We start from the raw sequence: 21084 nt of genomic DNA on the forward strand, positions 1-21084 counted from the left end.
GGTCCAGCACTCGACGATCCGGATGCGGATCGCCCTGGTGTACGGCGGAGTGTTCCTGATCCTCGGAACGGCCCTGCTGACGACGGTCAATCTGGCCTCCCGCGCCGGTACGGACTCGCAGGCGCGGGCCATCGCCACGTCCGCCGCGGTCACCCAGCCGGGCTTCGCGGTCAACGGCCCCCTGCACACACGGGGCCGCCTCGGTCCGCCCACGGTCTACGACCTCACCGACGATGTGAGCGACGCCGCCGGCCGTGAGCTCATGTACTGGTCGGTCGCCGCGCTGCTCGTCATGACGGCGTGTGCGGTCGCCGTGGGCTGGTGGACGGCCGGACGGGTCCTGCGGCCCGTCCACGCGATGACCGCGAAGGCCAGGCGGCTCTCCGAGCACACCCTCCACGAGCGGATCGCCTCCAGCGGCCCCGACGACGAGCTGAAGGAGCTCGGGGAGACGCTGGACGCGCTGCTGGCCCGGCTGGAGAAGGCGTTCGACAGCCAGCGGCGGTTCATCGCCAACGCCTCGCACGAGCTGCGCACTCCGCTGGCCACCCAGCGGGCCGCGATCCAGGTGGGTCTCGACGATCCGTCGCCGGACGAGCTCGTACGGACCCGTCAGACGCTGCTGGACAACAACCGGCGTAGCGAGCGGCTCATCGAGGGGCTGCTGGTGCTGGCGCGCAGCGAGCGGGGGCTGGCGAAGAGCGAGCGCGAGGAGTTCGACCTCGCGCAGGTGGTGACGGAGGAGGCCGCCCGGCCCTCGGCGGCGGAGCGCCCGCCGACCCACCCGGAGGTGACGGTCGCGGCGGAGCCGTGTGCGGTACGGGGCAACCGGCAGCTGCTCGCGCAGCTGGTGGCGAACCTGCTGTCCAACGCGGTGAGGTACAACGTGCCCGGCGGTTCCGTGCGGGTGTCGCTGTCCGCGGGCGGGACCCTGGTGGTCCGCAACACCGGTCCCGCGGTGACCGAGGGGGACATCGCGGGGTTCTTCGAACCGTTCAGGCGCGGTGAGGGGCGGGACCGGATGGGGCCGGGCTCGGGCCTCGGTCTATCGATCGTACGTTCTATTGCGGTGGCTCACGGCGGTACGGTCACGGCGGTACCCGGCCCTGGGGGCGGGCTCGCCGTGACCGTACGGCTGCCGGTGGATCAGTCCCCGGCGACGATTCCGCGGGCGGCGGCCCAGGCGGGAAGCCCGGCGAGCACCTCGCGGTAGAACGTCGCGTCGGGCACCTCGCGCGGGGCCGGACCGGCGTGGAAGAACCCGGCGTTCTCGACGTCGAGCCTGCGCAGGAAGTCGAAGCCCTTCGCGTCCTCGTCGCCGAACGCGACGAACTGGAAGAACAGCGGCAGCCGTGCCGCGTCCGCCAGCGCCTGCTTCGCGGCCTGCTTGGCGTCCGGGGCGCCGTCCGTCTGGAAGATCACCAGCGCGGGCCCGGTGGCCTCGGACTTCTCGTAGTGCGTGACGATCTCCTCGACGGCCCGGTGGTAGTTGGTACGTCCCAGGCGCCCGAGCCCCGCGTGCAGCTCGTCGATCCGGCCCTCGTGGGCGGTGAGGTCGATCGCGCCGGTGCCGTCGATGTCGGTCGAGAAGAAGACGACGGGCACGGTGGCGTTCTCGTCCAGGTGCGCGGCGAGTGCCAGGGTGCGGTCGCCCAGGTGCTGTGCGCTGCCGTCCTTGTAGAACGACCGCATCGACCCGGAGCGGTCGAGCACCAGGTAGACGTTCGCCCGGAGGCCGGTGAGCCCGTGCGCCTTGAGCCCGGCCTGCGCCGCCTTGTACGGGGTGACGAGCGCGGGCGCGGCCGCCTTGACCCGGGCGAGGGTGACGGCGGGCTTACCGCCGGCAGCGGGGGCCGGGGCGGCGGTGAGTGCCTCGGCGACCGGCTCCGGCGCGGCTTCGGTGACAGGCGCGGCCTCGACGACCGGCTCGGCTTCGGCGACTGGCGCGGCTTCGATGGCCGGCTCGGCCTCGACGACCGACTCGGCCTCCGCGGTGACCTCGTCGGCGACCGGCTCGGCGGCGGCCTCGACCTCGACGATCTCGATGACCGGCTCGGCGGCCGGGGCCTCGGGCGCGGTCTCGACCTCGACGATCTCGATGACCGGCTCGGCTTCGATGACCGTTCCGGCGGGCTCGGCGACCGCAGCGGGTGCCTGCTCCGGCTCCGCGTCGATGTCGACGTCGATCGTGATCGGCGCCGGGTCAGCCGCCTCGGCTACCGGTGCCGGCTCGTCCGCGACAGCCGCGGTCTCCGCGACAGCCGCGGTCTCCGCGACAGCCGCGGTCTCCGCGACGGTCGTGGTCTCCGCGACGGCCGTGGCCACCGTGGCCGGCTTGGCGTCGGGGGCCGACCCCTGGGCCGGAACCGTCGGCGTGGGCCCGGAGGCTGAGGTTGAAGTGGTGGTGGCCGCCTTGTCGAAGGCCTCCGCCACCAGGTCCGTTGCCAGTCCGTTCTCCCCGTCCGCGGTGGACCGCGCCGAAGAGGAGGAGGCCGGTGCCGGTACCGAGGCCTTCGCGGGCTCGGCCGCCGAAGTGGTGGTCTCCGGCTCCGGCTCCGTGGGCTGGGTGCGCTCGGCCTGGGGCGGGACGGTGGCCGTGACCGGCTCGTCCTGCTCCGTGCGGCCGAACACCTTGCGCAGCAAGCTCCGAATGCCCATGGGCGAGGCCTTTCGCATGAGTTGGTGGCGATAAATGTCCGTACTGCGGGAATTGATCCCTGGCCAGGGCGGATACGTAAGGTTAGCGGCCGGATCCGGCCGTTCGGTGGCGCGGCCCGCCCCTGCGTCAACCGAGCTCCAACCGAGCTCCAATTGAGCCCTGAGGACAGCAGTGGCCCGGACTTCACCCCTCGTTCACCGTCCGTCCCTCGTACCGCGTCGATGCGCACCTACCGTCACGCAGGACACACAGACGGAGGGACGAACAACGTGCGCAATCTGCTGCCGCTCATCGGCTCGCACCAGGGCGGGCGCTCTGCGCTGACGTGCCGCTACCGCTGCGGTGACGCCTGCTTCCAGGAGATACCGAACACCAGTGGAAACGAGTACGCCGGCGACATCATCGCCGGTGCGCTGTCGCGCCGGTCGATCATGCGCGCCGCCGCGGTGGTGACCGTCGCCGCCGCCGCCGGAACCGCAGCTCTGACCGGCCCGGGCGCCCCGCGCGCCGAGGCCGCCGCGCTCGCGGGCCACGGCCACAAGCCGAAGCCCCCGCACGGGAACACCTCTTCGGGCGCCCGCGGCCTGCGCTTCGCGCCCGTGGCACCGAACAAGAACGACAAGGTCACCGTCCCGGACGGCTACAGCCAGAACGTGGTGATCCGCTGGGGCGAGCCGATCCTGCGCGGTGCCCCCGCCTTCGACCCTGACCAGCAGTCGGCGAAGGCGCAGGCGGGCCAGTTCGGCTACAACAACGACTTCCTCTCCCTGCTCCCGCTCCCCGGCGAGCGGGGCCGTCAGGTCCTGGTCGCCAACCACGAGTACACGGACGAGATCCTGATGTTCCGTGGATACGATCCGGCCAACCCGACGCGTGAGCAGGTCGAGATCGCCTGGGCCGCGCACGGACTCTCCGTGGTCGTCGTCCAGGAGGAGAACCGCACCGGCAGGCTCGGCCCGGTCAGCCGCCACCCGCTGAACCGCCGCCTCACCGCGACCAGCGAGTTCAGGGTCACCGGCCCGGCCGCGGGCAGCCCCCTGCTCCGTACCTCCGCCGACCCCACCGGCCGCAAGGTCCTCGGCACGCTCAACAACTGCGCGGGCGGCACCACCCCGTGGGGCACCACGCTGCACGGCGAGGAGAACTTCAACCAGTACTTCGCCAACGGCTCCAGCGACACGGACAAGCGCTACGGCATCGCGACGAGCGCCACCGAGCGCAAGTGGGAGCGTTTCGACAAGCGCTTCGACCTGGCCCAGGAGCCCAACGAGGCGCACCGCTTCGGCTGGGTCGTCGAGCTCGACCCGTACGACCCCGACTCCGTCCCCCGCAAGCGGACCGCGCTCGGCCGCTTCAAGCACGAGGCGGCCCAGCCGCGGCTGACCGCAGACGGCCGCCCCGTGGTCTACATGGGCGACGACGAGCGGTTCGACTACTTCTACAAGTTCGTCTCCAGCAAGAAGATGAAGAAGGGGAACTCGCGTGCCGCGCGCGAGCACAACCTCACCCTGCTGGACGAGGGCACGCTGTACGTCGCCAAGTTGACCGGCGACTCCCCGGCCGCGGAGTTCGACGGCACGGGCAAGCTCCCCTCCGACGGCGAGTTCGACGGCAGCGGCGTCTGGATCCCGCTCGCCACGGGCAGCACCTCGCACGTGCCCGGCATGACCGCCGAGGAGGTGTACGTCTTCACGCGTCTCGCCGGTGACAAGGTCGGTGCCACGAAGATGGACCGCCCCGAGGACGTCGAGCCGTCGCCGCGCACCGGCCGCGTCTACATCGCCCTCACCAACAACACGGACCGCGGCAAGGCGGGCAAGGCCGGTGCGGACGAGGCCAACCCGCGCAACGCCAACAAGCACGGCCAGATCCTGGAGCTCGCGGAGAACTGGGACGACCCGGCGGGCGACGGTTTCGCCTGGCGGCTCTTCCTCGTCGCGGGTGACCCGAACGACCCGTCGACGTACTTCGCGGGCTTTCCCAAGGAGAAGGTCAGCCCCATCTCCTGCCCGGACAACGTGGCCTTCGACGACCACGGCAACCTGTGGATCTCCACGGACGGCGCCCAGCTCGGCTCGCACGACGGCCTGTTCGGTGTCGCGACGCAGGGCGAACGGCGGGGTGAGCTCAAGCAGTTCCTCACCGTGCCGTCGGGCGCCGAGACCTGCGGCCCGGTGATCCAGGACCGCCGGGTCCTGGTGGCCGTGCAGCACCCGGGCGAGATCGACGGCGCGTCCGTCGAGAAGCCCGCGAGCACCTGGCCGGACGGCCCCGGCCGGATCGTCCGCCCGTCCGTCGTGGCCGTCTGGCGCAAGGACGGCAGCGACATCGGCGTCTGAACCGCACCCCGTTTCCACTGCCGATCTCGGTGAACATCAGGCCTGTGCCCCTTGCGGTGCAGGCCTGATGTACGTCGTACAAATGTCCCCTCCGTGGCCCGAGTTGCCTTCGGTGAGCGGCCGGTACGGCTGAGGAGGAGAACCGTCCCGCAGAACACCCACGAGATGGCCGAAGTCATCGGAGACTTCGGTTCCTGACCCGTCCGGGGCGCCTCACCGCATTAGAGTCGGTCTCATGGTTTCCGGTGAGGCGCCGCAGGCGGAGGGAAGTGTCCGGGTCGACGTCTGGATCTGGTCGGTCCGGCTGACGAAGACCCGTTCGCAGGCCGCTGCCGCCTGCCGGGCGGGGCATGTGCGGGTCAACGGCGAGCGGGCCAAGCCCGCCCAGGCGCTGCAGACGGGCGACGAGGTACGGCTGCGGCATGCGGGACGGGACCGGATCGTGGTCGTCTCGAAGATCGTGAAGAAGCGCGTCGGGCCGCCGGTGGCCGCCGACTGCTTCGTCGACAACAGCCCGCCCCCGCCGCCGCGCGAGGCCGCGATCCAGGTCCCGGTCCGCGACCGCGGCGCGGGCCGCCCGACCAAACGCGACCGCCGGGAGATGGAACGCCTCCAGGAGCGCGGACCCGGCCCGTCCTAGGGCTTCCCGCCGAAGGGCTTCCCGTCGAAGGACCGGCTTCAGATGACGAAGACGGTCTTTCCGCGCGCCCCGCCCGTACGGTTCTGGGCGAGTGCCTGCGGTGCCTTCTCCAGGGGGAGCTCGGCGTCCACGGGCACGGCCAGCTCGCCCCGCGCAGCGCCGGCGGCCAGTGATTCGAGCAGTTCCGCCGCCGGGGCGAGCCGGAAGTCGACCCGTGCGACGCCGGGCGGGCCCGCGACCGAGCGGGTGGTGACCGCGACACCGCCGTCGCGCACCAGTGCGGCATGCGCGGCGAAGGCGTCCGGGTCGGTGGAGACCAGGTCGACGAGCGCGTCGACGCCGTTCGGGTACACGTCCCGTACCGCCGCGGCCAGCTCGCCGGGACCGACGGTCGTGTCGACGGCGGCGGCTGCGCCGAACGCCCGCATCCGCTTCTCCTCGTCGCCCCGTACCGCCGCGACGACCCCGATGCCCCGGGCGGCGGCGAGCTGGGTCAGGAAGGTGCCGACGCCACCCGCCGCGCCGATGATCAGCAGACTCCGGCCGCTGCGGACCGCCGTGCCCCCCAGAATCTGCGCGGCGGCCGTCCCGGCGGACGGGAGCGCCGCCGCGATCTGGAGCGGCAGGTCGCGGGGGACCAGGGCGATCGGGGAGTCCTGCGGAACGGACACGTACTCGGCGTACGACCCGCAGCGCCCGACCGGGGGCGCGGTCACCCGGCCGAAGACGGCGTCACCCACCCGGAAGCGGTTGTCGCCGCTGCCGATCATGTCCACCCGGCCCGCGAAGTCGACTCCGACGATCAGGGGGAAGGCATGCGGGGCAGCCCCGTCCAGGGCGCCGTCCGCGGTCTGCCAGTCGAGCGGGTTGAGCGCCGCGTACTCGATCTTCACCCGCACGTCGCCCGCGTCGGGATCGGGCTTGGGCACTTCGACGAGACAGGGCTCCGCACAGAACGCGCTGACAGCGATGGCTCGCATACGGCAGACCTCTCAGTCGCCCCCCTGCTCTCACGGGTCCCACTTTCGCCCGGCCCACGCGCCCGCGCATGTCGGAGCCCGGCGGGCCGGAGCCACCCTCCTACGGCCCGGCACTCCGTCCGGCGCCCCGCCGCGCCGACACGTACCGTCCCACCAGTCCGCCGACCACCAGGACCGCGCCCACCACGATCACGATCCACACGGTCGTCCGCAGCGAAGCGGTCAGCGCGTCGTACACGGCCGCGGCCCCGCCCCGGTCGCTGCCCGGCACCTCGTCCAGCACCCGGTCGCGGCCCACCGCGACCAGGATGCGCAGCACGATCGCGCCGAGCACGAAGCCGCCGCCCACCACGGCGGCGGCGCCCAGCCCGGCCCGCAGGCCTCCCCGTACGAGCGCGAGGCCCACCACCAGGACGAGGAGCACCACCGTCCCCACGGCCGGCCAGACGCTGCAGTGGCGCAGCCACTGGAAGGAGCTCCGCAGGTCGTCCGCCCGGTCCGCGGAGAGCACCGTGATCGCGGTGCTCTCGACCGGGATCTGATCGGCGAACGGCACTCCGGAGTTCACCAGTTCCCCCTTGACCTGCTCGATCACCGGCGCCAGATCGATGATCACCGCCTGGCCGCTGTCACCGTGCAGCGCGGCGGTCACGGCCTGGTGCGCCGTCCGGTTCGCGGTGTCCCAGGCCCGCTGGAAGGACTCGGTGGTGGTGAACGACTGCACGGTCTCGTGCAGGAACTGCTCCAGGGTCTCCTGGAGCGGTCCGACGTCGATGTTCTTCATCGCCTCGTCGGTGACGAGGGTGGCGACGGTGTTCTGGACGGCGGGGTCGGAGGCCAGCGGGGAGACGGCGGCCAGGTACCGGTCGGTGTCGTCGATCTCCAGGTCGACCCACGCGGAGAGCGCGCTCACCGGCACCAGCACGGCAAGCAGGACGAGCAGTACTGCCGACAGAGCCGCTGAGAGGTAGGTCCGCACACCACCCAGACAATCCCGCGGAGCGCCGCGGCGCTCCGGGCCGTGGGCCATTCGAGTTGCCGGTCGGCGCGGTCGGGTGTGCCCTGGAGGGACGGAGGACGGGGGCGAGGGAAGGAGCTGTCCGCCATGGCCACTCACGCAACGATGCCGACGCGTGGACGCATGCATGCCCGCACACCGGCACGGCGGACGCACAGCGCGCTCGCCTGGGCGCTGCCCCTCACGCTGGGCGTGATCCTCGGTTTCTGGGCCTTCTTCATCAAGCGCGACGGCGGCGCGACCACCGGCGGGCAGATCTGGCTCGGTGTCGTGTCCGGAGTGGCTTTCGCCGCGCTGTGCTTCGTGTTGGGACGGGTCGGGCACGCCCTGCCGAGGGAGCTGCGGGCGGCGGCGTACGGCGCGCTGACCGGGATCGCGATCGGCTTCCTCCACAGCCTCAACGGCAGCAGCGTGTTCTCGTCGAGCGTGCTGGGGCTGGTGGTCGGTGCAGGGATGTTCTGCTCCGCCTTCTACCTGTACTACACGCGGGAGGACTGAGCGCCGGGTCCCTCCGGACCGGTGCGTGGCCGCCAGATCGGATCTGGCGGCCACGCCTTTCCTTCTGACGTACCCCGTGGCGCGGTGCTCCCGTGCCATCGTGGCCCTGACCCACCCGACCTCCTCGACACCCTCGGCAATCGGTAAACCCGGCAATCTCGACGGACAAGGAAGGGACCATGAGCACTGAACTGGCCATCGAGACAACGGGGCTGGTCAAGATCTTCGGCGACAACCGTGCGGTGGACGGCATCGATCTCGCTGTTCCCACCGGCACCGTCTACGGCGTCCTCGGACCCAACGGCGCCGGGAAGACCACCGCCGTACGGATGCTGGCGACGCTGCTGCGCCCGGACGAGGGCCAGGCACGGGTCTTCGGCCACGACGTCGTGAAGGACGCCGACGCGGTCCGCAGCCGGGTCAGCCTCACGGGGCAGTACGCCTCGGTCGACGAGGACCTGACCGGTACGGAGAACCTGGTGCTGCTGGGCCGGCTGCTCGGGCACTCCAAGCCCCAGGCCCGGACCAGGTCGGCACAGCTGCTGGAGGCCTTCGGGCTGAGCGAGGCGGCAGGCAGGCAGGTGAAGAACTACTCGGGCGGCATGCGGCGCCGTATCGATATCGCCGCGTCCATTCTGAACACCCCGGACCTGCTCTTCCTCGACGAGCCGACGACCGGGCTCGACCCGCGCAGCCGCAACCAGGTGTGGGACATCGTGCGGGCCGTCGTCGCCCAGGGCACCACGGTCATGCTGACCACGCAGTACCTGGACGAGGCCGACCAGCTGGCCTCGCGCATCGCGGTGATCGACCACGGCAAGGTGATCGCCGAGGGCACGAAGGGCGAGCTCAAGGCATCCGTCGGCTCCGGCTCGGTCCATCTGCGCCTGCGGGACCCCGCCCAGCGGCCCGAGGCCGAGCGGGTGCTCGCGCTCGTGCTGGACGCCACGGTCCAGCTGGACCCGGACCCGGTCGCGCTGACGGCCAGGGTCAACGGCCACGGCACGGAGAAGGGCGCGGCGGAACAGGCCGCGCGGGCGCTGGCCGAGCTGGCCAGGTGCGGCATCCACGTGGACAACTTCGCGCTGGGGCAGCCCAGCCTCGACGAGGTCTTTCTCGCGCTCACGGACAAGAAGGGGGTGGCGGCGTGAGTACCGCACCGGCCAAGACCCGGACGGAGGACGTCGAGCTCACCGCGCCGGACGCCGAGACGCTCGCCTCCCTGCTGGTCGGCCAGGAGCGGCCGCCCAGGCCCGGTGCTCTGTCGGCGTCCCTCACCTTCGGGTGGCGGGCGATGCTGAAGATCAAGCACGTGCCCGAGCAGCTGTTCGACGTCACGGCGTTCCCGATCATGATGGTGCTGATGTACACGTACCTCTTCGGAGGAGCGCTGGCCGGTTCCACCGAGGCGTACATCCAGTTCCTGCTGCCGGGCATCCTGGTGATGAGCGTCGTGATGATCACGATGTACACGGGTGTCTCGGTGAACACCGACATCACCAAGGGCGTTTTCGACCGCTTCCGTACGCTGCCGATCTGGCGGCCCGCGCCGATGGTCGGCTATCTGCTCGGCGACGTCCTGCGCTATGTGCTGGCCTCGGCGGTCATGCTCGCCGTCGGCATGATCATCGGCTACCGGCCGGACGGCGGGGCGCTGGGAGTACTGGCGGGCGTTGTCCTGCTGCTGGTGTTCTCGTTCGCGTTCTCCTGGATCTGGACGATGTTCGGGCTGCTGCTGCGCACCGAGAAGTCGGTGATGGGCGTCAGCATGATGGTGATCTTCCCGCTGACGTTCCTGAGCAATGTGTTCGTCGACCCGAAGACCATGCCGGGCTGGCTGCAGGCCTTCGTGAACAACAGCCCGGTCACCCACGTGGCCACGGCGGTCAGGGAGCTCATGGCCGGCAACTGGCCGGCGACGGACATCGCCTGGTCGCTGGGCTGGTCGGCCCTGTTCGTGGTGGTGTTCGGCACGGTGACGATGCGGCTCTACAACCGGAAGTGACTCCGGCCGTCCGGCCCTCCCGGCGGGGTGCGCTCCGGCGGTGGGGCCGTGCTCCTTCTCTCGCCCCCTCTGCGGGCCGGGACCAGACTGGAAGGCAGGGGCAGGGACCTGCCCTGAGGAGTCCTGGAGGAGCCATGACGGCTACGACAAGGAACGAGACGCCCGTTGCGTTCGAGGGCGAGGGTGCGGAACTGCGCATGAAGGAGATCGGGGGAGACCTGACGGTCGCCTTCGTCCGGTTTCCCAAGGGCACGGACATGGGCCCGGCGCTCAAGGGCCTGCCGGAGGACCTGTGCCCCTGCCCCCACTGGGGCTATCTCCTCAAGGGCCGGCTGAAGATGCGGACCGGTGCCGGCTCGGACTCGTACGAGGTCTACGAGGAGGGGCAGGCGTTCTACTGGCCCCCCGGCCACGTCCCCGAGGCGCTCGAGGACTGCGAGTACGTGGACTTCTCGCCCACGAAGGAGTTCGCCCGGGTGGTCGACCACGTCACTTCCCAGGGCTGACTCCGGCCACGAAAAGGGCGGGCCACCGCGTGGGCGGCCCGCCCGTGAGCCGGATCGGAGGTCCTAGTCGCGGACGACGGTGACCGGGCAGGGGGCGTGCTGGGCGACGTGGAGGCTGACCGAGCCGAGCAGCGTCGCCTTCAAGCCGCTGTAGCCACGGGCGCCGACGACCAGCAGATTCGCGCCCGCGGCCCGGTCGAGCAGGGACTGCGCGGGGTTCCCGATCACGACGACCTTGCTGACCGATGCCGCGCCTTCGGCGCCGAGGGCCTCCTCCAGTGCCTCGGTGAGGGCCACGATCGCCACGGCCTGCGGGTCGAAGTCCTCCGGCAGGCCAGGCATCATGGACGCCCAGCTGGACGCGGGGTACTCCCAGCTGTTGACCGCCTCGACCGTGTCCCCGGTCAGTTCGGCCTGGCGTACGGCCCAGCGCAGCGCCTTGATCGACGCATCCGAGCCGTCCACGCCGACGACGATCCTGCCCATGTCTGCCTCCCGTTCGGTCCGCTCACTCCTGGCCTGCTCTTCACCATGCCTATTCGGGACAACTCTAACCAGAACGGGCACCTGGGGCCTGTGGGCCGAACGGGAGGCCCCAGGTGTTCCGTTCAGGCTGTGCGCAGTCCGGCGAGCTGTTGCTCGAACGGCACGACCGCGTCCTCGCCGTCGTCGAGGGTGAGCGACCGGGACGCCCCGGAGACCGTCCGCCCCATGACCGCGGAGGCGAGTTCGCCGCCGGCGCGGCGGATCCGGGAGGGCAGCCCCTCGGTGTACTCGTCGCCGGACGAGCCCCAGTCCTCGGACGCCGCGTACACGGATGTCGGCAGGACGACCGCCCGCAGGTAGGTGAAGAGCGGGCGCATCGCGTGCTCGAGGACCAGCGAGTGCCGGGCCGTGCCGCCGGTCGCCGCGACGACGACGGGCTTGCCGGTCAGGGCGGTGTTGTCGATCAGGTCGAAGAAGGACTTGAACAGCCCGCTGTACGAGGCGGTGAACACGGGCGACACGGCGATCAGCCCGTCCGCCCCGGTGACCGCGTCGATCGCTGCCTCGAGGCCCTTCGGCGGGAAGCCGGTGACGAGGTGGTTCGCGATGTCGACGGCGAGATCGCGCAGCTCGATGACCTGTACGTCGACCCTGCGGTCCTGGCCGGCCGCCAGCTGCTCACGGGCGGCGTCGGCCAGCCGGTCCGCCAGCAGCCGGGTGGACGAGGGGCTGCTCAGCCCGGCGGCGACAGCGACGATCTTCAGGGGGGCGGTGGCGAACACGGTGGTCAGGCCTCCTTCTGGGTGGCGCGGGTGGCGCGGGCGGCGGCGACCGCCGGGTGGACGGGTGCGTCCGGCACACCGGCCGGGCGCAGGGCGGCGAACTCCTTGCGCAGCACGGGCACGACCTCCTCGCCGAGGATGTCGAGCTGCTCCAGGACCGTCTTGAGCGGCAGTCCCGCGTGGTCCATCAGGAACAGCTGGCGCTGGTAGTCGCCGACGTGCTCGCGGAAGGACAGGGTCCGCTCGATGACCTCCTGCGGGGAGCCGACGGTCAGCGGGGTCTGCTCCGAGAAGTCCTCCAGGGAGGGCCCGTGCCCGTAGACCGGCGCGTTGTCGAAGTAGGGGCGGAACTCCCGCACCGCGTCCTGCGAGTTCTTGCGCATGAACACCTGGCCGCCGAGGCCGACGATGGCCTGCTCGGCGGTGCCGTGCCCGTAGTGGGCGTAGCGCCGGCGGTAGAGGTCCACCATCTTCTTCGTGTGCTCCAGGGGCCAGAAGATGTTGTTGTGGAAGAACCCGTCGCCGTAGTAGGCGGCCTGCTCGGCGATCTCCGGGGAGCGGATGGAGCCGTGCCAGACGAACGGCGGGACGCCGTCCAGCGGGCGCGGGGTCGCGGTGAAGGACTGGAGCGGTGTGCGGAACTTGCCCTCCCAGTCGACGACGTCCTCGCGCCACAGCTTGTGCAGCAGGGCGTAGTTCTCGATCGCGAGCGGGATGCCCTGGCGGATGTCCTTGCCGAACCAGGGGTAGACGGGCCCGGTGTTGCCGCGGCCCATCATCAGGTCGACGCGGCCGTCCGCGAGGTGCTGGAGCGTGGCGTAGTCCTCCGCGATCTTCACCGGGTCGTTGGTGGTGATCAGGGTGGTGGACGTGGACAGGATCAGCTTCTCGGTGCGGGCGGCGATGTAGCCGAGCGTGGTCGTCGGCGAGGACGGGACGAACGGCGGGTTGTGGTGCTCACCGGTGGCGAAGACGTCCAGGCCCACCTCCTCGGCCTTGAGCGCGATCGCGAGCGTCGCCTTGATCCGCTCGTTCTCGCTCGGCGTCGTACCGGTCGTGGGGTCGGTGGTGACGTCCCCGACGGTGAAGATCCCGAACTGCATGGCGCCCGCCTCCAGCTACTGGTTGAACGTTGAACTATCTGAACACACCCTACAACGGGAGACCCCGCCCCCCTATTCCGCGGGCTCCGTGCCGCCCCGGGGCTGCGTACCCTGGAGCCGGTCCTGTCGCGGTGACGGAGCGGAAAGAGGTGAGTCATGAGCGAGAGCGAGAGCTGGAAGGAGCGCGGTGTCGTCCTGCGCGTCTTCGTCTACATTTTCGCGACGCACCTCTTCGCCGGGTTCATCATGCTGCTCTTCTACGTGGGCGGCCACGCGGACAAGTGACTACACTCGGCGCATGACCTCCGTCCTGTGCCTGAACCGGTGGCGCTCCTCCTAGGAGCGGCCACCTTCATCTGCACGGAACCAGGGCCGTTCGACATGGACGGCCCTTTTTTGCTGCCCCGATGTCCGTCGGCGGGCCGTCCTCCACGCATACGCGATCAGCGAGGAGAGCCACGTGACCGTCACAGACCTGCCGCCCGCCGGCCCCGCAGCACCCGCCCTGCGCCGCAGTGCCGAGCTGGAGGAACAGCTCGCGCAGGACCCGGGCCGTTTCCGGGTCCTCACCGGCGACCGGCCCACCGGGGCCCTCCACCTCGGGCACTACTTCGGCACCCTCCACAACCGGGTGCGCCTCCAGGACCTCGGCGTGGACGTCTTCGTCCTGATCGCCGACTACCAGGTCCTCACCGACCGGGACGTCGCCGAGCGGCTCACCGAGCACGTGGAGGGGCTGCTGCTGGACTATCTGGCCATCGGGATCGACCCCGCCCGGACGACGGTCTTCAACCACAGCGCCGTACCGGCCCTCAACCAGCTCCTCCTGCCGTTCCTCTCCCTCGTCTCCGTCGCCGAGCTCGGCCGCAACCCCACCGTGAAGGACGAGATCGCCCACTCCCGGCAGGCCGCGGTCAGCGGGCTCATGTACACCTACCCGGTGCACCAGGCCGCCGACATCCTGTTCTGCAAGGGAAACCTCGTACCCGTCGGGCTGGACCAGCTGCCCCACCTGGAGATCACCCGCACCGTCGCCCGCCGCTTCAACGAGCGGTACGGGGTGGTCTTCCCGGAACCCGACGCGCTGCTCTCCGCCGCGCCCCTGCTGCTCGGCACCGACGGCACCAAGATGAGCAAGAGCCGGAACAACTCCGTCGCCCTCGGCGCGGACGCCGACGAGACGGCCCGGCTGATCAAGGGCGCGACCACCGACGCCGAGCGGCACATCACGTACGAGCCCGAACGGCGGCCCGGGGTGTCCAGCCTGGTGCTGCTGGCCGCGCTCTGCCTCGGGCGCGACCCGCACGACGTCGCCGAAGAGATCGGGAACGGCGGCGGTGCCGCGCTCAAGCGGACCGTGACGGACGCGGTGAACGCGACGATGGCCCCGATCCGGGCCCGCCGGGCGGAGTACGAGCAGGACATGGCGTACGTGCGGTCGGTACTGCGCGCGGGCAACGAGCGGGCGAACGCGATCGCCGAGGCGACGCTGGACGAGGTGCGCGAGGCGATGGGCACGCCCCGCTGACCGTGCCGGCCCGTGGCCGAGTGCTCGGCCACGGGTCACAGACGGTTCATCGAGCGCTGCCTGCGCAGCAGTTCCGCCAGACCGCGCCGGGTCGCCGCGATCACCACCCGGTCCTCCGGCCGCAGCACGTAGCCCGGGTGCAGGTTCCAGATCAGTCCGGCCGGCCGGTCCGTCGCGTCGGGTCCGAAGGGGTCGTACGGGGGGACGGCGGCCAGATCCGGGCGGCGGTCGGCCGGCGGGGTGGCGTCCAGGGCCAGGACGCGCCAGGAACCCGGGCGGAACGCCTGCTCGACGGTGTGGCCCTCCAGTTGCGGATGGCCCCCCACCTCCAGGGCGGCGAACAGCATGACCTTGCGTTCGACCGGGACCGCGCCCAGGATCTGCCGGCCCATCATGGCGACGGCGAACGACGGGGCGGCCAGGTGGGAGACGGAGCGGGAGCGGGTCAGGGCCTGCGGGTGGACCGTGCGCAGGGTCCGGTAGACGGCGGTGGCGAACTCGTCGTCGTACAGGCGCAGTGCCACCCGCAGGTCGGGCTTCACCGAGCGGGCGTACAGGGCGGCTTCGAGGTTCGTCGTGTCGACGCTGGTCAGGGCCAGCAGCGCGCGGGCCCGGCGGATCTTGGCCGCTTCCAGGACGCCCTCCTGGGTGACATCGCCGATGACCGTCGGGATGTGCATGCTGCGGGCCAGCGGGATGCCGCGCGCCTCCGGGTCCTCCTCGACGACGACGACGGGGATGTCCAGCTCGCGGAGCCGCACGAGGACCCTCGTACCGATCTTGCCGAGGCCCAGCAGCACGACGTGGCCGGACAGGCCGCGCGGGGGGCGGCGCAGCGCGGACGCGGTGCGCAGCGAGCCGAACGCCTCCAGGACGGCGGCGACCAGCAGCGGCAGGAGGAGGAGCCCGGCCGTTCCGGAGAGGAGCTGGATGATCTGGCGGGACGCCGGGTCCTTGTCCCCGTCCGCCGGGTCGCCCATCGCGAGCAGGTCGAGCAGGGTCAGATAGGCGGCGTGCACGGGGCTGTCGCCGGTGGTGACGACCGAGGCGACGGCCAGGCCCACGACGGCCGTCGCGACGCCCGCCGCCGACCAGCGCAGCCGGCGCGAGAAGATGTGGCCGAGCGGTGCGCCCCTGCCGCCCATCCGGGTGGGTGTGCGGTCGGGGCCCGCCTGGCTGATGGCTTCCAGGACGACCGTGCCCCGGCCGGTGGCCGCGGCCACCGTCGCATGGTCGGGCAGGAGCTGGGGACCCTCCTCGCCGCTGCTGTCGGATCCCTCGGTGCCCGCGGGGTCATGGGTGGTGGAGGAGAGCAGGGCCAGCGTGCACAGGCCCGGGTCGGCGAGCTCGCCCTGCCGGGGCGGGGTCCGCTCGGCGGCGCGCAGGAGCACGCCCTCGGCCTGGATGACCTTGCTGCTGCCGGTCAGTGCGGTGGCGGCCAGGGCGGGGGCGGCGGTGTCGGCGTCGGACAGCACGGTCGTGGAGGCGTCCAGGGCGGCCGGGTCGAGCCCCGGCATCGCGACGGCGGCAGCCTGGTCGAGCAGGGTCTCCAGGTGCTGGCCGAGCTTGCGGTTGTAGAGCCGGATGACCAGCCGCAGACGCGGGTTGAGGCGCCGGGCCGTCAGGGCGGCCCGGATGTTGCGCTCGTCGTCGTCGTAGACCAGCGCGAGCGCGGCGGCCCGGTCGACACCCGCCTCCTCCAGTACGTCGTCGGACGGCTCGTGCGCCTCGATGATGCGTACGGCCTCGACCCCGGCGTTGGTGTCGCCGTCACCGGTCCCGCCCGCCGCGCCGTTGCGGTTCATCGCCGCCGACATGCGGCCGAACAGGGCTGCCGCCCGCGCGCGTTGGGTCAGCGGCAGATCGGGGCGGCTGGTGTCGCGGCCCGGCGGGAGCAGCAGGGTGACCCGCTCCCCGTACACATAGCGCAGCTCCACGGCGAGCCGCCGGGCGAGCGTGTCGTCGCCGCAGACCACCATGTGGCCGCTGGTTGTGGGGCGTTGGGGCTGCTGAGGAAGGGGAGGCACGAAACCCAGCATGCCCTGTCCTCTCCCGATTCTCGATCATCAGCTTTCGCTCTCCCGCGGTGGGCGGGGCGTGTGCGCTCAGGCGGCCTTGCGCGGCAGCGCTCGCGGGGCGGGCGCGGCATCGTACGCCGAGACCCAGAAGAACTCGCCCTCGGCGTCGTACGCGTGGAGCAGCCCCGTACTGCCCGCTCCGAGCACCTCGCCGGGACCGGACGACGGCACCGGCTGCCGGACCCGCACGATCGCGGTCGAGCCGTCGGCCGCCGAAACCTCCGCCTGCCCGAAGCCGGTGCTGACGGACCCCGTACGGATCGTGCAGACCTGCCCCAGGAAGTCCCGCCGCGATGGGGGAGGTTCCGCCCGGAAGTACCGGCGGAGGTGGCGTACGAGCATGCGGACGACCCCCCAGGCGATCAGCAGCGCCCCCGCCAGTACGGCGACATGGAGCAGGGAGCGTGCGGTACCGGTGACACCGCTGCGCTGGACCAGGACCGACCCCGTGAGGCCGGTGAACCAGGCGATGACCACGGCGAGCGACGCGGACACGGCGACCGGCACCCCGCCGATGCCCGCCGCGTCGGCGTCGAGGTCGCTGTCGAAGGAGTCCGTTGCGGTGGCCCCGACCAGCACCAACAGCCAGAAGCAGATGACGACGACCAGGGCGGCGTCGAGGACGACGGCAGGAAAGGCAAGTGCTGCGGAAAGGATTTCGGCCATCCGGTTCACCCCCTGCGACGCTGCGCGCCTCTGTCTGCCAGGGGTGGTGGTGGCGGGGTGCGCACGGGGCCCCGGCGCCGCGACACCGCGAACGGCACCGCAGCAGCCGGGTCCTCTCCCCGTGTCCCCCGTGCTTCCCCCGTAACCCCCGTGCTTCCCCCGTGTGTTGCTGAAGAGATCGTGCCAGTCGGGGCTCTTTCCCCGCACTGCCGGAATCCGGCAATCTTTGCGAGTTCCTGATGCCGGGCACCGGCACCCGTCCACGTGCGTTGGAGAGGTGTCGGCGCGGGTCGGCGCCCTCACGTACAGGACGCAGGAGGAGTGAGCCGTGGCAGAGCCGGAGATCCCCGAGGAGTTCCTGGGGGACCACGCCCGCGTGCTGGGCGAGGTCGCGGACACCGGGCGCCGGCTCACCCGTGACGAGCTGGAGACCCGGCGCGCGCTGGGCCGTGAGGCCGCGGAGGCCGGGCACCAGCTGCGCGCCCTGGTGAATCTGCACCTGGCGGCCACCCGCAGCGCGTGGCCGCGCGCCGCGATCGGGTCCGGTGCGGCCGCCGATGCCGTGCTGGCCGCGGTGGAACAGGGGGTCGACGCCTTCGCGGAGGGATTCGAGCGGGCGCAGCGGCTCACCGTGCGGCGCGAGGAAGCGGCGCGGCGGGAGTTCATCGACGACCTGCTGTACGGGCGCAGCGACCTGGGCAGGCTCGCGGAGCGCGCCACACGCTTCGGGCTGCGGCTCTCGCGGGCGCACGCCGTCGCCGTGGCGACGGGGCCGGAGGCGTACACCGAGACCGACGCCGTGTCCCGAAGTGTGGAGACGGCACTGCTCACCCGCTTCAGCGGCCGGAAGATCCTGCTCACCACGAAGGACGGGCGCCTCGTCTGCATCGCCCCCGGCAGCCAGCCGGACGTCCTGAGGTACTTCGCCAAGCAGGCGCACGCCGCGACGGACGGCGGCCAGGTCGCGGTCGGGCGCGCGCACCGGGGTCCCGGCGGCGTCGTCCACTCGTACGACGAGGCGCTCGAGGCGCTCGATCTGGCGCAGCGGATGGGGCTCGACGAGCCGGTGCTGTACGCCACGGACCTGTTGGTCTACCCGGTGCTGACGCGGGACCGGCAGGCGATGGCCGATCTGGTGCGCAGCGAGCTAGGCCCGCTCCAGGGGGCCCGGGGCGGCGCGGAACCGCTGCTGCGGACGCTGTCCGTGTACTTCGACGCGGGGTGTGTCGCGGCCGAGACGGCCCGTCGGCTGGCGCTGAGCGTGCGCGCCCTGACGTACCGGCTGGAGCGCATACACCAGCTGACCGGTTCCGATCCGTCCGATCCGATGCACCGCTACACGCTCCAGACCGCGGTGATCGGGGCCCGGCTGCTGGACTGGCCGGCGAAGGAGCTCTGAGGCGGCCGGGGCCGGCCCTGTTCCCCGGGGCTCGGGGGACAGGGCCACGGGGAACCCCGGCTCCCCGTCTCAGTCGGCGTCGCGCCCCGCGTGCTCCGGCGTGAGGTCGTCGTGCGAGGGCATGGGCCCGACGCTCGCCACGGCCGGTGCCGGCTTCTTCCCCTTGCCGGCCAGCTTCGCCTGGAGCCTGGAGGCGACCGGCTCGGTCCAGCGGGCGGTGAGCGGTCCGACGATCACCAGGATCAGCACGTACGCGGTGGCGATGGGCCCGATCCGCGGCTCCGTCGCCACGGCCAGACCGGCGATGACGATCGAGAACTCGCCGCGCGCGACCAGCGTGCCCCCCGCGCGCCAACGGCCCCGCGGACCGATGCCGGCCCGCCGCGACGCGTACCAGCCGGTGCCGATCTTGGTGAAGACGGTGACGATCGCCAGCAGGGCCGCAGGAAGCAGGACGGGAGGGATGTCCGCCGGATCGGTGGACAGACCGAAGAACACGAAGAAGACGGCGGCGAACAGATCGCGCAGCGGCGTCAGCAGCTTGCGCGCACCCTCGGCGACCTCGCCCGACAGGGCGATGCCCACGAGGAACGCGCCCACGGCCGCGGACACCTGCAACTGCTGTGCCACACCGGCCACCAGGACCGTGAGCCCGAGGACGACGAGCAGCAGCATCTCCGGGTTGTCGGAGGACACCGCACGGCTGATGAGCCGCCCGTGCCGCAGCGCCAGGTACAGCACGAACCCGACGGTCCCGAGTGCGATCAGCAGGGCGATGCTCCCGCCGGCCAGGCCGACCCCGGCCAGCATCGCCGTGAGCAGCGGCAGATAGACGGCCATCGCGAGGTCCTCGATGACGAGGACACCGAGGATGACGGGCGTCTCGCGGTTGCCGAGGCGCCCCATGTCGGTCATCACCTTGGCGATCACGCCGGACGACGAGATCCAGGTGACCCCGGCCAGCGCGACGGCCCCCACGGGCCCCCACCCGAGCATCAGACCGGCAATGGCCCCGGGCGTCGCGTTGAGCACGAAGTCGACGGCCCCGGACGGGTACTGGGTCTTGAGGCTGGTGACGAGTTCGGACGCGCTGTACTCGAGCCCGAGCAGGAGCAGGAGCAGGATGACGCCTATCTCCGCCCCGATGGCGGTGAACTCCTCACTGGCGCCGAGCGGCAGCAGACCGCCTTCACCGAAGGCCAGCCCGGCCAGCAGGTAGAGCGGAATCGGCGAGAGGCCTATCCGCCCGGCGAAGCGGCCGATGATGCCGAGCCCGAGAATGACGGAGCCGAGCTCTATGAGCAGTGCGGTCGTGTCGTGCACGGTCAGCCCTCCGCAATGATCTCGGAGAGCGTGTCGACGCCCTCACGCGTGCCTACGACGACGAGCGTGTCCCCGATGGCCAGCCGGAAGTCCGGCCCGGGCGACGGATGCGCACTGTGCGTACGCAGGACGGCCACGATCGACGCGCCCGTCCGGGTCCGCGCCCTGGTCTCGCCGAGCACCCGCCCGCCGTACGGGGAGCGGGTCCCGAGCGGAATGTGCTCGGTGACGAGATCTATTCCCTCGGTCCGCACGGCGTCGATCGGCGCGGCGTCGATCAGATGCGCGAGCCCGGTGGCCTCAGCGGTGGTCAGGGGCACGGAGAGCAGGCACGAATCAGGATCGTCCTTGTCGTAGAACCCGAGGAAGCGCCGCCCGTCGTGGTGCACGACCACGGAGATGTGCTGTCCCGACTCGGTGGTGTAGTCGTACTGGACGCCGACTCCTGGCAGCGATGTGCGGTGGGTTCCCATGGCTTCCTCCCGAGGAGTACGGCGGTACGGCGATGGCTCTTGGTGATCCTTTTAGCTTTCCATTACCTTATCCGGCGACGAAAACCGGCCATGTGGCAGCAGGTGGGGCGCTGTCGGAGCGGCGTGATAGATCTCCGGGCATGGCTGATTTCAAGGACTTCAACTTCAAGCTGCTGGTCATCGAGAAGCTCATGTACGGGTCCAAGGCCCTCGTACCGGCGTACAGCATCGACGAGCGGATGCGCGCCAGAGGCATCGAGGACGTGCAGAACCACGTGTTCGACAACGACCTGGCGTTCACGGTGCTCGACGAGTCCCGCGCCTTCTTCGAGGAGCTGGAGATCAGCGACGAGCTCCTGGCGGGCGTGGACGAGCTGCTCGTCGACGGCGGGCACCAGGTGTACTACGAGTGCTCCCCGGTCTGGGACGGCGAGGACGACCTGTTCGACGTCCGGTCGCTCGACGACCTGGCCCTGCTGCCGAACCTCGAGCGCATCACCTGCATAGCTGAGCTGCACGTCCCCGGCGCACCGGAGATCCTCGCGGCCCGTGGGATCGCCATGGACTGACGCCGTGCTCCCCGCCGATGGAAAGGGCCCGG

The 21084-nt window shown here is 71.4% G+C and carries 21 protein-coding genes; 11 read left to right on the forward strand and 10 right to left on the reverse strand.

Features of this window, described 5'->3' with window-relative positions:
- The first annotated feature begins 22 nt into the window (after window positions 1-22).
- On the forward strand, window positions 23-1213 hold the full coding sequence (locus tag OG257_RS19945) for a sensor histidine kinase (RefSeq protein WP_329215208.1): 1191 nt from the start codon (window positions 23-25) through the stop codon (window positions 1211-1213).
- Here the strand turns inward: OG257_RS19945 and OG257_RS19950 are convergent.
- The gene (locus OG257_RS19950) at window positions 1147-2658 is read right to left on the reverse strand and encodes a VWA domain-containing protein (RefSeq protein WP_329209266.1); all 1512 of its coding nucleotides are present in this window, start codon (window positions 2656-2658) and stop codon (window positions 1147-1149) included. The two genes, OG257_RS19945 and OG257_RS19950, sit on opposite strands and share 67 nt — an antisense overlap.
- A gap of 270 nt (window positions 2659-2928) precedes the next feature.
- Between OG257_RS19950 and OG257_RS19955 the strand changes: the two genes are divergently transcribed.
- Window positions 2929-4998 carry a PhoX family protein gene (locus tag OG257_RS19955; protein WP_329209268.1) on the forward strand — a complete coding sequence of 690 codons (2070 nt, stop codon included), beginning with the start codon at window positions 2929-2931 and terminating at the stop codon, window positions 4996-4998.
- Window positions 4999-5233: 235 nt separating this feature from the next.
- The gene (locus tag OG257_RS19960) at window positions 5234-5638 is read left to right on the forward strand and encodes an RNA-binding S4 domain-containing protein (protein ID WP_329209269.1); all 405 of its coding nucleotides are present in this window, start codon (window positions 5234-5236) and stop codon (window positions 5636-5638) included.
- 38 nt (window positions 5639-5676) lie between these two features.
- Here the strand turns inward: OG257_RS19960 and OG257_RS19965 are convergent, their stop codons facing one another.
- Entirely contained in the window at window positions 5677-6618 is a 942-nt protein-coding gene (locus OG257_RS19965) for an NADP-dependent oxidoreductase (RefSeq protein ID WP_329209271.1), read from the reverse strand.
- 100 nt (window positions 6619-6718) lie between these two features.
- Window positions 6719-7597 carry a hypothetical protein gene (locus OG257_RS19970; protein WP_329209273.1) on the reverse strand — a complete coding sequence of 293 codons (879 nt, stop codon included), beginning with the start codon at window positions 7595-7597 and terminating at the stop codon, window positions 6719-6721.
- A gap of 126 nt (window positions 7598-7723) precedes the next feature.
- Here OG257_RS19970 and OG257_RS19975 point away from each other — a divergent pair, with 126 nt between their 5' ends.
- The 4 genes from OG257_RS19975 to OG257_RS19990 all read left to right on the forward strand — a co-directional run bounded on the left by OG257_RS19975 (window position 7724) and on the right by OG257_RS19990 (window position 10645).
- The gene (locus OG257_RS19975) at window positions 7724-8134 is read left to right on the forward strand and encodes a hypothetical protein (RefSeq protein ID WP_329209274.1); all 411 of its coding nucleotides are present in this window, start codon (window positions 7724-7726) and stop codon (window positions 8132-8134) included.
- A gap of 179 nt (window positions 8135-8313) precedes the next feature.
- The gene (locus tag OG257_RS19980) at window positions 8314-9285 is read left to right on the forward strand and encodes an ATP-binding cassette domain-containing protein (RefSeq protein WP_329209275.1); all 972 of its coding nucleotides are present in this window, start codon (window positions 8314-8316) and stop codon (window positions 9283-9285) included.
- Window positions 9282-10139: an ABC transporter permease gene (locus OG257_RS19985; protein ID WP_329209277.1), complete on the forward strand. Its 858-nt coding sequence runs from the start codon at window positions 9282-9284 to the stop codon at window positions 10137-10139. Before OG257_RS19980 ends, OG257_RS19985 begins: the two co-directional genes overlap by 4 nt.
- Window positions 10140-10273: 134 nt before the next feature.
- Window positions 10274-10645 carry a hypothetical protein gene (locus OG257_RS19990; RefSeq protein ID WP_329209279.1) on the forward strand — a complete coding sequence of 124 codons (372 nt, stop codon included), beginning with the start codon at window positions 10274-10276 and terminating at the stop codon, window positions 10643-10645.
- A 63-nt stretch (window positions 10646-10708) separates the two neighbouring features.
- On the opposite strand, the gene OG257_RS19995 is transcribed toward OG257_RS19990, so the two are convergent.
- The 3 genes from OG257_RS19995 to OG257_RS20005 all read right to left on the reverse strand — a co-directional run bounded on the left by OG257_RS19995 (window position 10709) and on the right by OG257_RS20005 (window position 13016).
- Window positions 10709-11131, reverse strand: a complete 423-nt coding sequence (locus tag OG257_RS19995) for a universal stress protein (protein ID WP_329209281.1) — start codon at window positions 11129-11131, stop codon at window positions 10709-10711.
- 122 nt (window positions 11132-11253) lie between these two features.
- Complete coding sequence (locus OG257_RS20000; RefSeq protein ID WP_329209283.1) at window positions 11254-11913, reverse strand: FMN reductase; 660 nt, start codon at window positions 11911-11913, stop codon at window positions 11254-11256.
- A gap of 5 nt (window positions 11914-11918) precedes the next feature.
- Window positions 11919-13016, reverse strand: coding sequence for an LLM class flavin-dependent oxidoreductase (locus tag OG257_RS20005; protein ID WP_329209285.1), 1098 nt, complete (start codon window positions 13014-13016; stop codon window positions 11919-11921).
- Window positions 13017-13172: 156 nt separating this feature from the next.
- Here OG257_RS20005 and OG257_RS20010 point away from each other — a divergent pair, with 156 nt between their 5' ends.
- Window positions 13173-13301: a DUF6126 family protein gene (locus OG257_RS20010; protein WP_329209287.1), complete on the forward strand. Its 129-nt coding sequence runs from the start codon at window positions 13173-13175 to the stop codon at window positions 13299-13301.
- Window positions 13302-13476: 175 nt separating this feature from the next.
- Window positions 13477-14544 (forward strand): tryptophan--tRNA ligase, encoded by a 1068-nt coding sequence (trpS, locus tag OG257_RS20015; protein WP_329209289.1) that lies wholly within the window; start codon window positions 13477-13479, stop codon window positions 14542-14544.
- A gap of 35 nt (window positions 14545-14579) precedes the next feature.
- Here trpS and OG257_RS20020 read toward each other — a convergent pair whose 3' ends face one another.
- Together OG257_RS20020 and OG257_RS20025 are read right to left on the reverse strand one after the other, a co-directional pair.
- Window positions 14580-16583: an NAD-binding protein gene (locus OG257_RS20020; protein WP_329209291.1), complete on the reverse strand. Its 2004-nt coding sequence runs from the start codon at window positions 16581-16583 to the stop codon at window positions 14580-14582.
- Window positions 16584-16649: 66 nt separating this feature from the next.
- Window positions 16650-17288: a hypothetical protein gene (locus OG257_RS20025; RefSeq protein WP_329209293.1), complete on the reverse strand. Its 639-nt coding sequence runs from the start codon at window positions 17286-17288 to the stop codon at window positions 16650-16652.
- A 328-nt stretch (window positions 17289-17616) separates the two neighbouring features.
- Between OG257_RS20025 and OG257_RS20030 the strand changes: the two genes are divergently transcribed.
- Window positions 17617-18687, forward strand: coding sequence for a PucR family transcriptional regulator (locus OG257_RS20030; protein ID WP_329209295.1), 1071 nt, complete (start codon window positions 17617-17619; stop codon window positions 18685-18687).
- 69 nt (window positions 18688-18756) lie between these two features.
- On the opposite strand, the gene OG257_RS20035 is transcribed toward OG257_RS20030, so the two are convergent.
- Window positions 18757-20010 (reverse strand): cation:proton antiporter, encoded by a 1254-nt coding sequence (locus OG257_RS20035; protein ID WP_329209297.1) that lies wholly within the window; start codon window positions 20008-20010, stop codon window positions 18757-18759.
- A 2-nt stretch (window positions 20011-20012) separates the two neighbouring features.
- A complete protein-coding gene (locus OG257_RS20040) occupies window positions 20013-20483 on the reverse strand; it encodes a cation:proton antiporter regulatory subunit (RefSeq protein ID WP_329209299.1) in 471 nt (156 codons plus the stop codon).
- A 140-nt stretch (window positions 20484-20623) separates the two neighbouring features.
- Here OG257_RS20040 and OG257_RS20045 point away from each other — a divergent pair, with 140 nt between their 5' ends.
- Window positions 20624-21052, forward strand: a complete 429-nt coding sequence (locus OG257_RS20045; protein ID WP_329209301.1) for a DUF6892 domain-containing protein — start codon at window positions 20624-20626, stop codon at window positions 21050-21052.
- Window positions 21053-21084 lie beyond the last annotated feature (32 nt).

The sequence above is a fragment of the Streptomyces sp. NBC_00683 genome (assembly GCF_036226745.1).
GTDB lineage: Bacteria > Actinomycetota > Actinomycetes > Streptomycetales > Streptomycetaceae > Streptomyces.

Coding starts and splice junctions, on each gene's coding strand:
- OG257_RS20010 (WP_329209287.1), top strand. CDS start 13,173: ATGAGCGAGAGCGAGAGCTGGAAGGAGCGCGGTGTCGTCCTGCGCGTC.
- OG257_RS19975 (WP_329209274.1), top strand. CDS start 7,724: ATGGCCACTCACGCAACGATGCCGACGCGTGGACGCATGCATGCCCGC.
- OG257_RS19990 (WP_329209279.1), top strand. CDS start 10,274: ATGACGGCTACGACAAGGAACGAGACGCCCGTTGCGTTCGAGGGCGAG.
- OG257_RS19960 (WP_329209269.1), top strand. CDS start 5,234: ATGGTTTCCGGTGAGGCGCCGCAGGCGGAGGGAAGTGTCCGGGTCGAC.
- OG257_RS19965 (WP_329209271.1), bottom strand. CDS start 6,618: ATGCGAGCCATCGCTGTCAGCGCGTTCTGTGCGGAGCCCTGTCTCGTC.
- OG257_RS19980 (WP_329209275.1), top strand. CDS start 8,314: ATGAGCACTGAACTGGCCATCGAGACAACGGGGCTGGTCAAGATCTTC.
- OG257_RS20005 (WP_329209285.1), bottom strand. CDS start 13,016: ATGCAGTTCGGGATCTTCACCGTCGGGGACGTCACCACCGACCCCACG.
- OG257_RS20025 (WP_329209293.1), bottom strand. CDS start 17,288: ATGGCCGAAATCCTTTCCGCAGCACTTGCCTTTCCTGCCGTCGTCCTC.
- OG257_RS20045 (WP_329209301.1), top strand. CDS start 20,624: ATGGCTGATTTCAAGGACTTCAACTTCAAGCTGCTGGTCATCGAGAAG.
- OG257_RS20040 (WP_329209299.1), bottom strand. CDS start 20,483: ATGGGAACCCACCGCACATCGCTGCCAGGAGTCGGCGTCCAGTACGAC.
- OG257_RS20020 (WP_329209291.1), bottom strand. CDS start 16,583: ATGCTGGGTTTCGTGCCTCCCCTTCCTCAGCAGCCCCAACGCCCCACA.
- OG257_RS19945 (WP_329215208.1), top strand. CDS start 23: ATGCGGATCGCCCTGGTGTACGGCGGAGTGTTCCTGATCCTCGGAACG.
- OG257_RS19950 (WP_329209266.1), bottom strand. CDS start 2,658: ATGGGCATTCGGAGCTTGCTGCGCAAGGTGTTCGGCCGCACGGAGCAG.
- OG257_RS19995 (WP_329209281.1), bottom strand. CDS start 11,131: ATGGGCAGGATCGTCGTCGGCGTGGACGGCTCGGATGCGTCGATCAAG.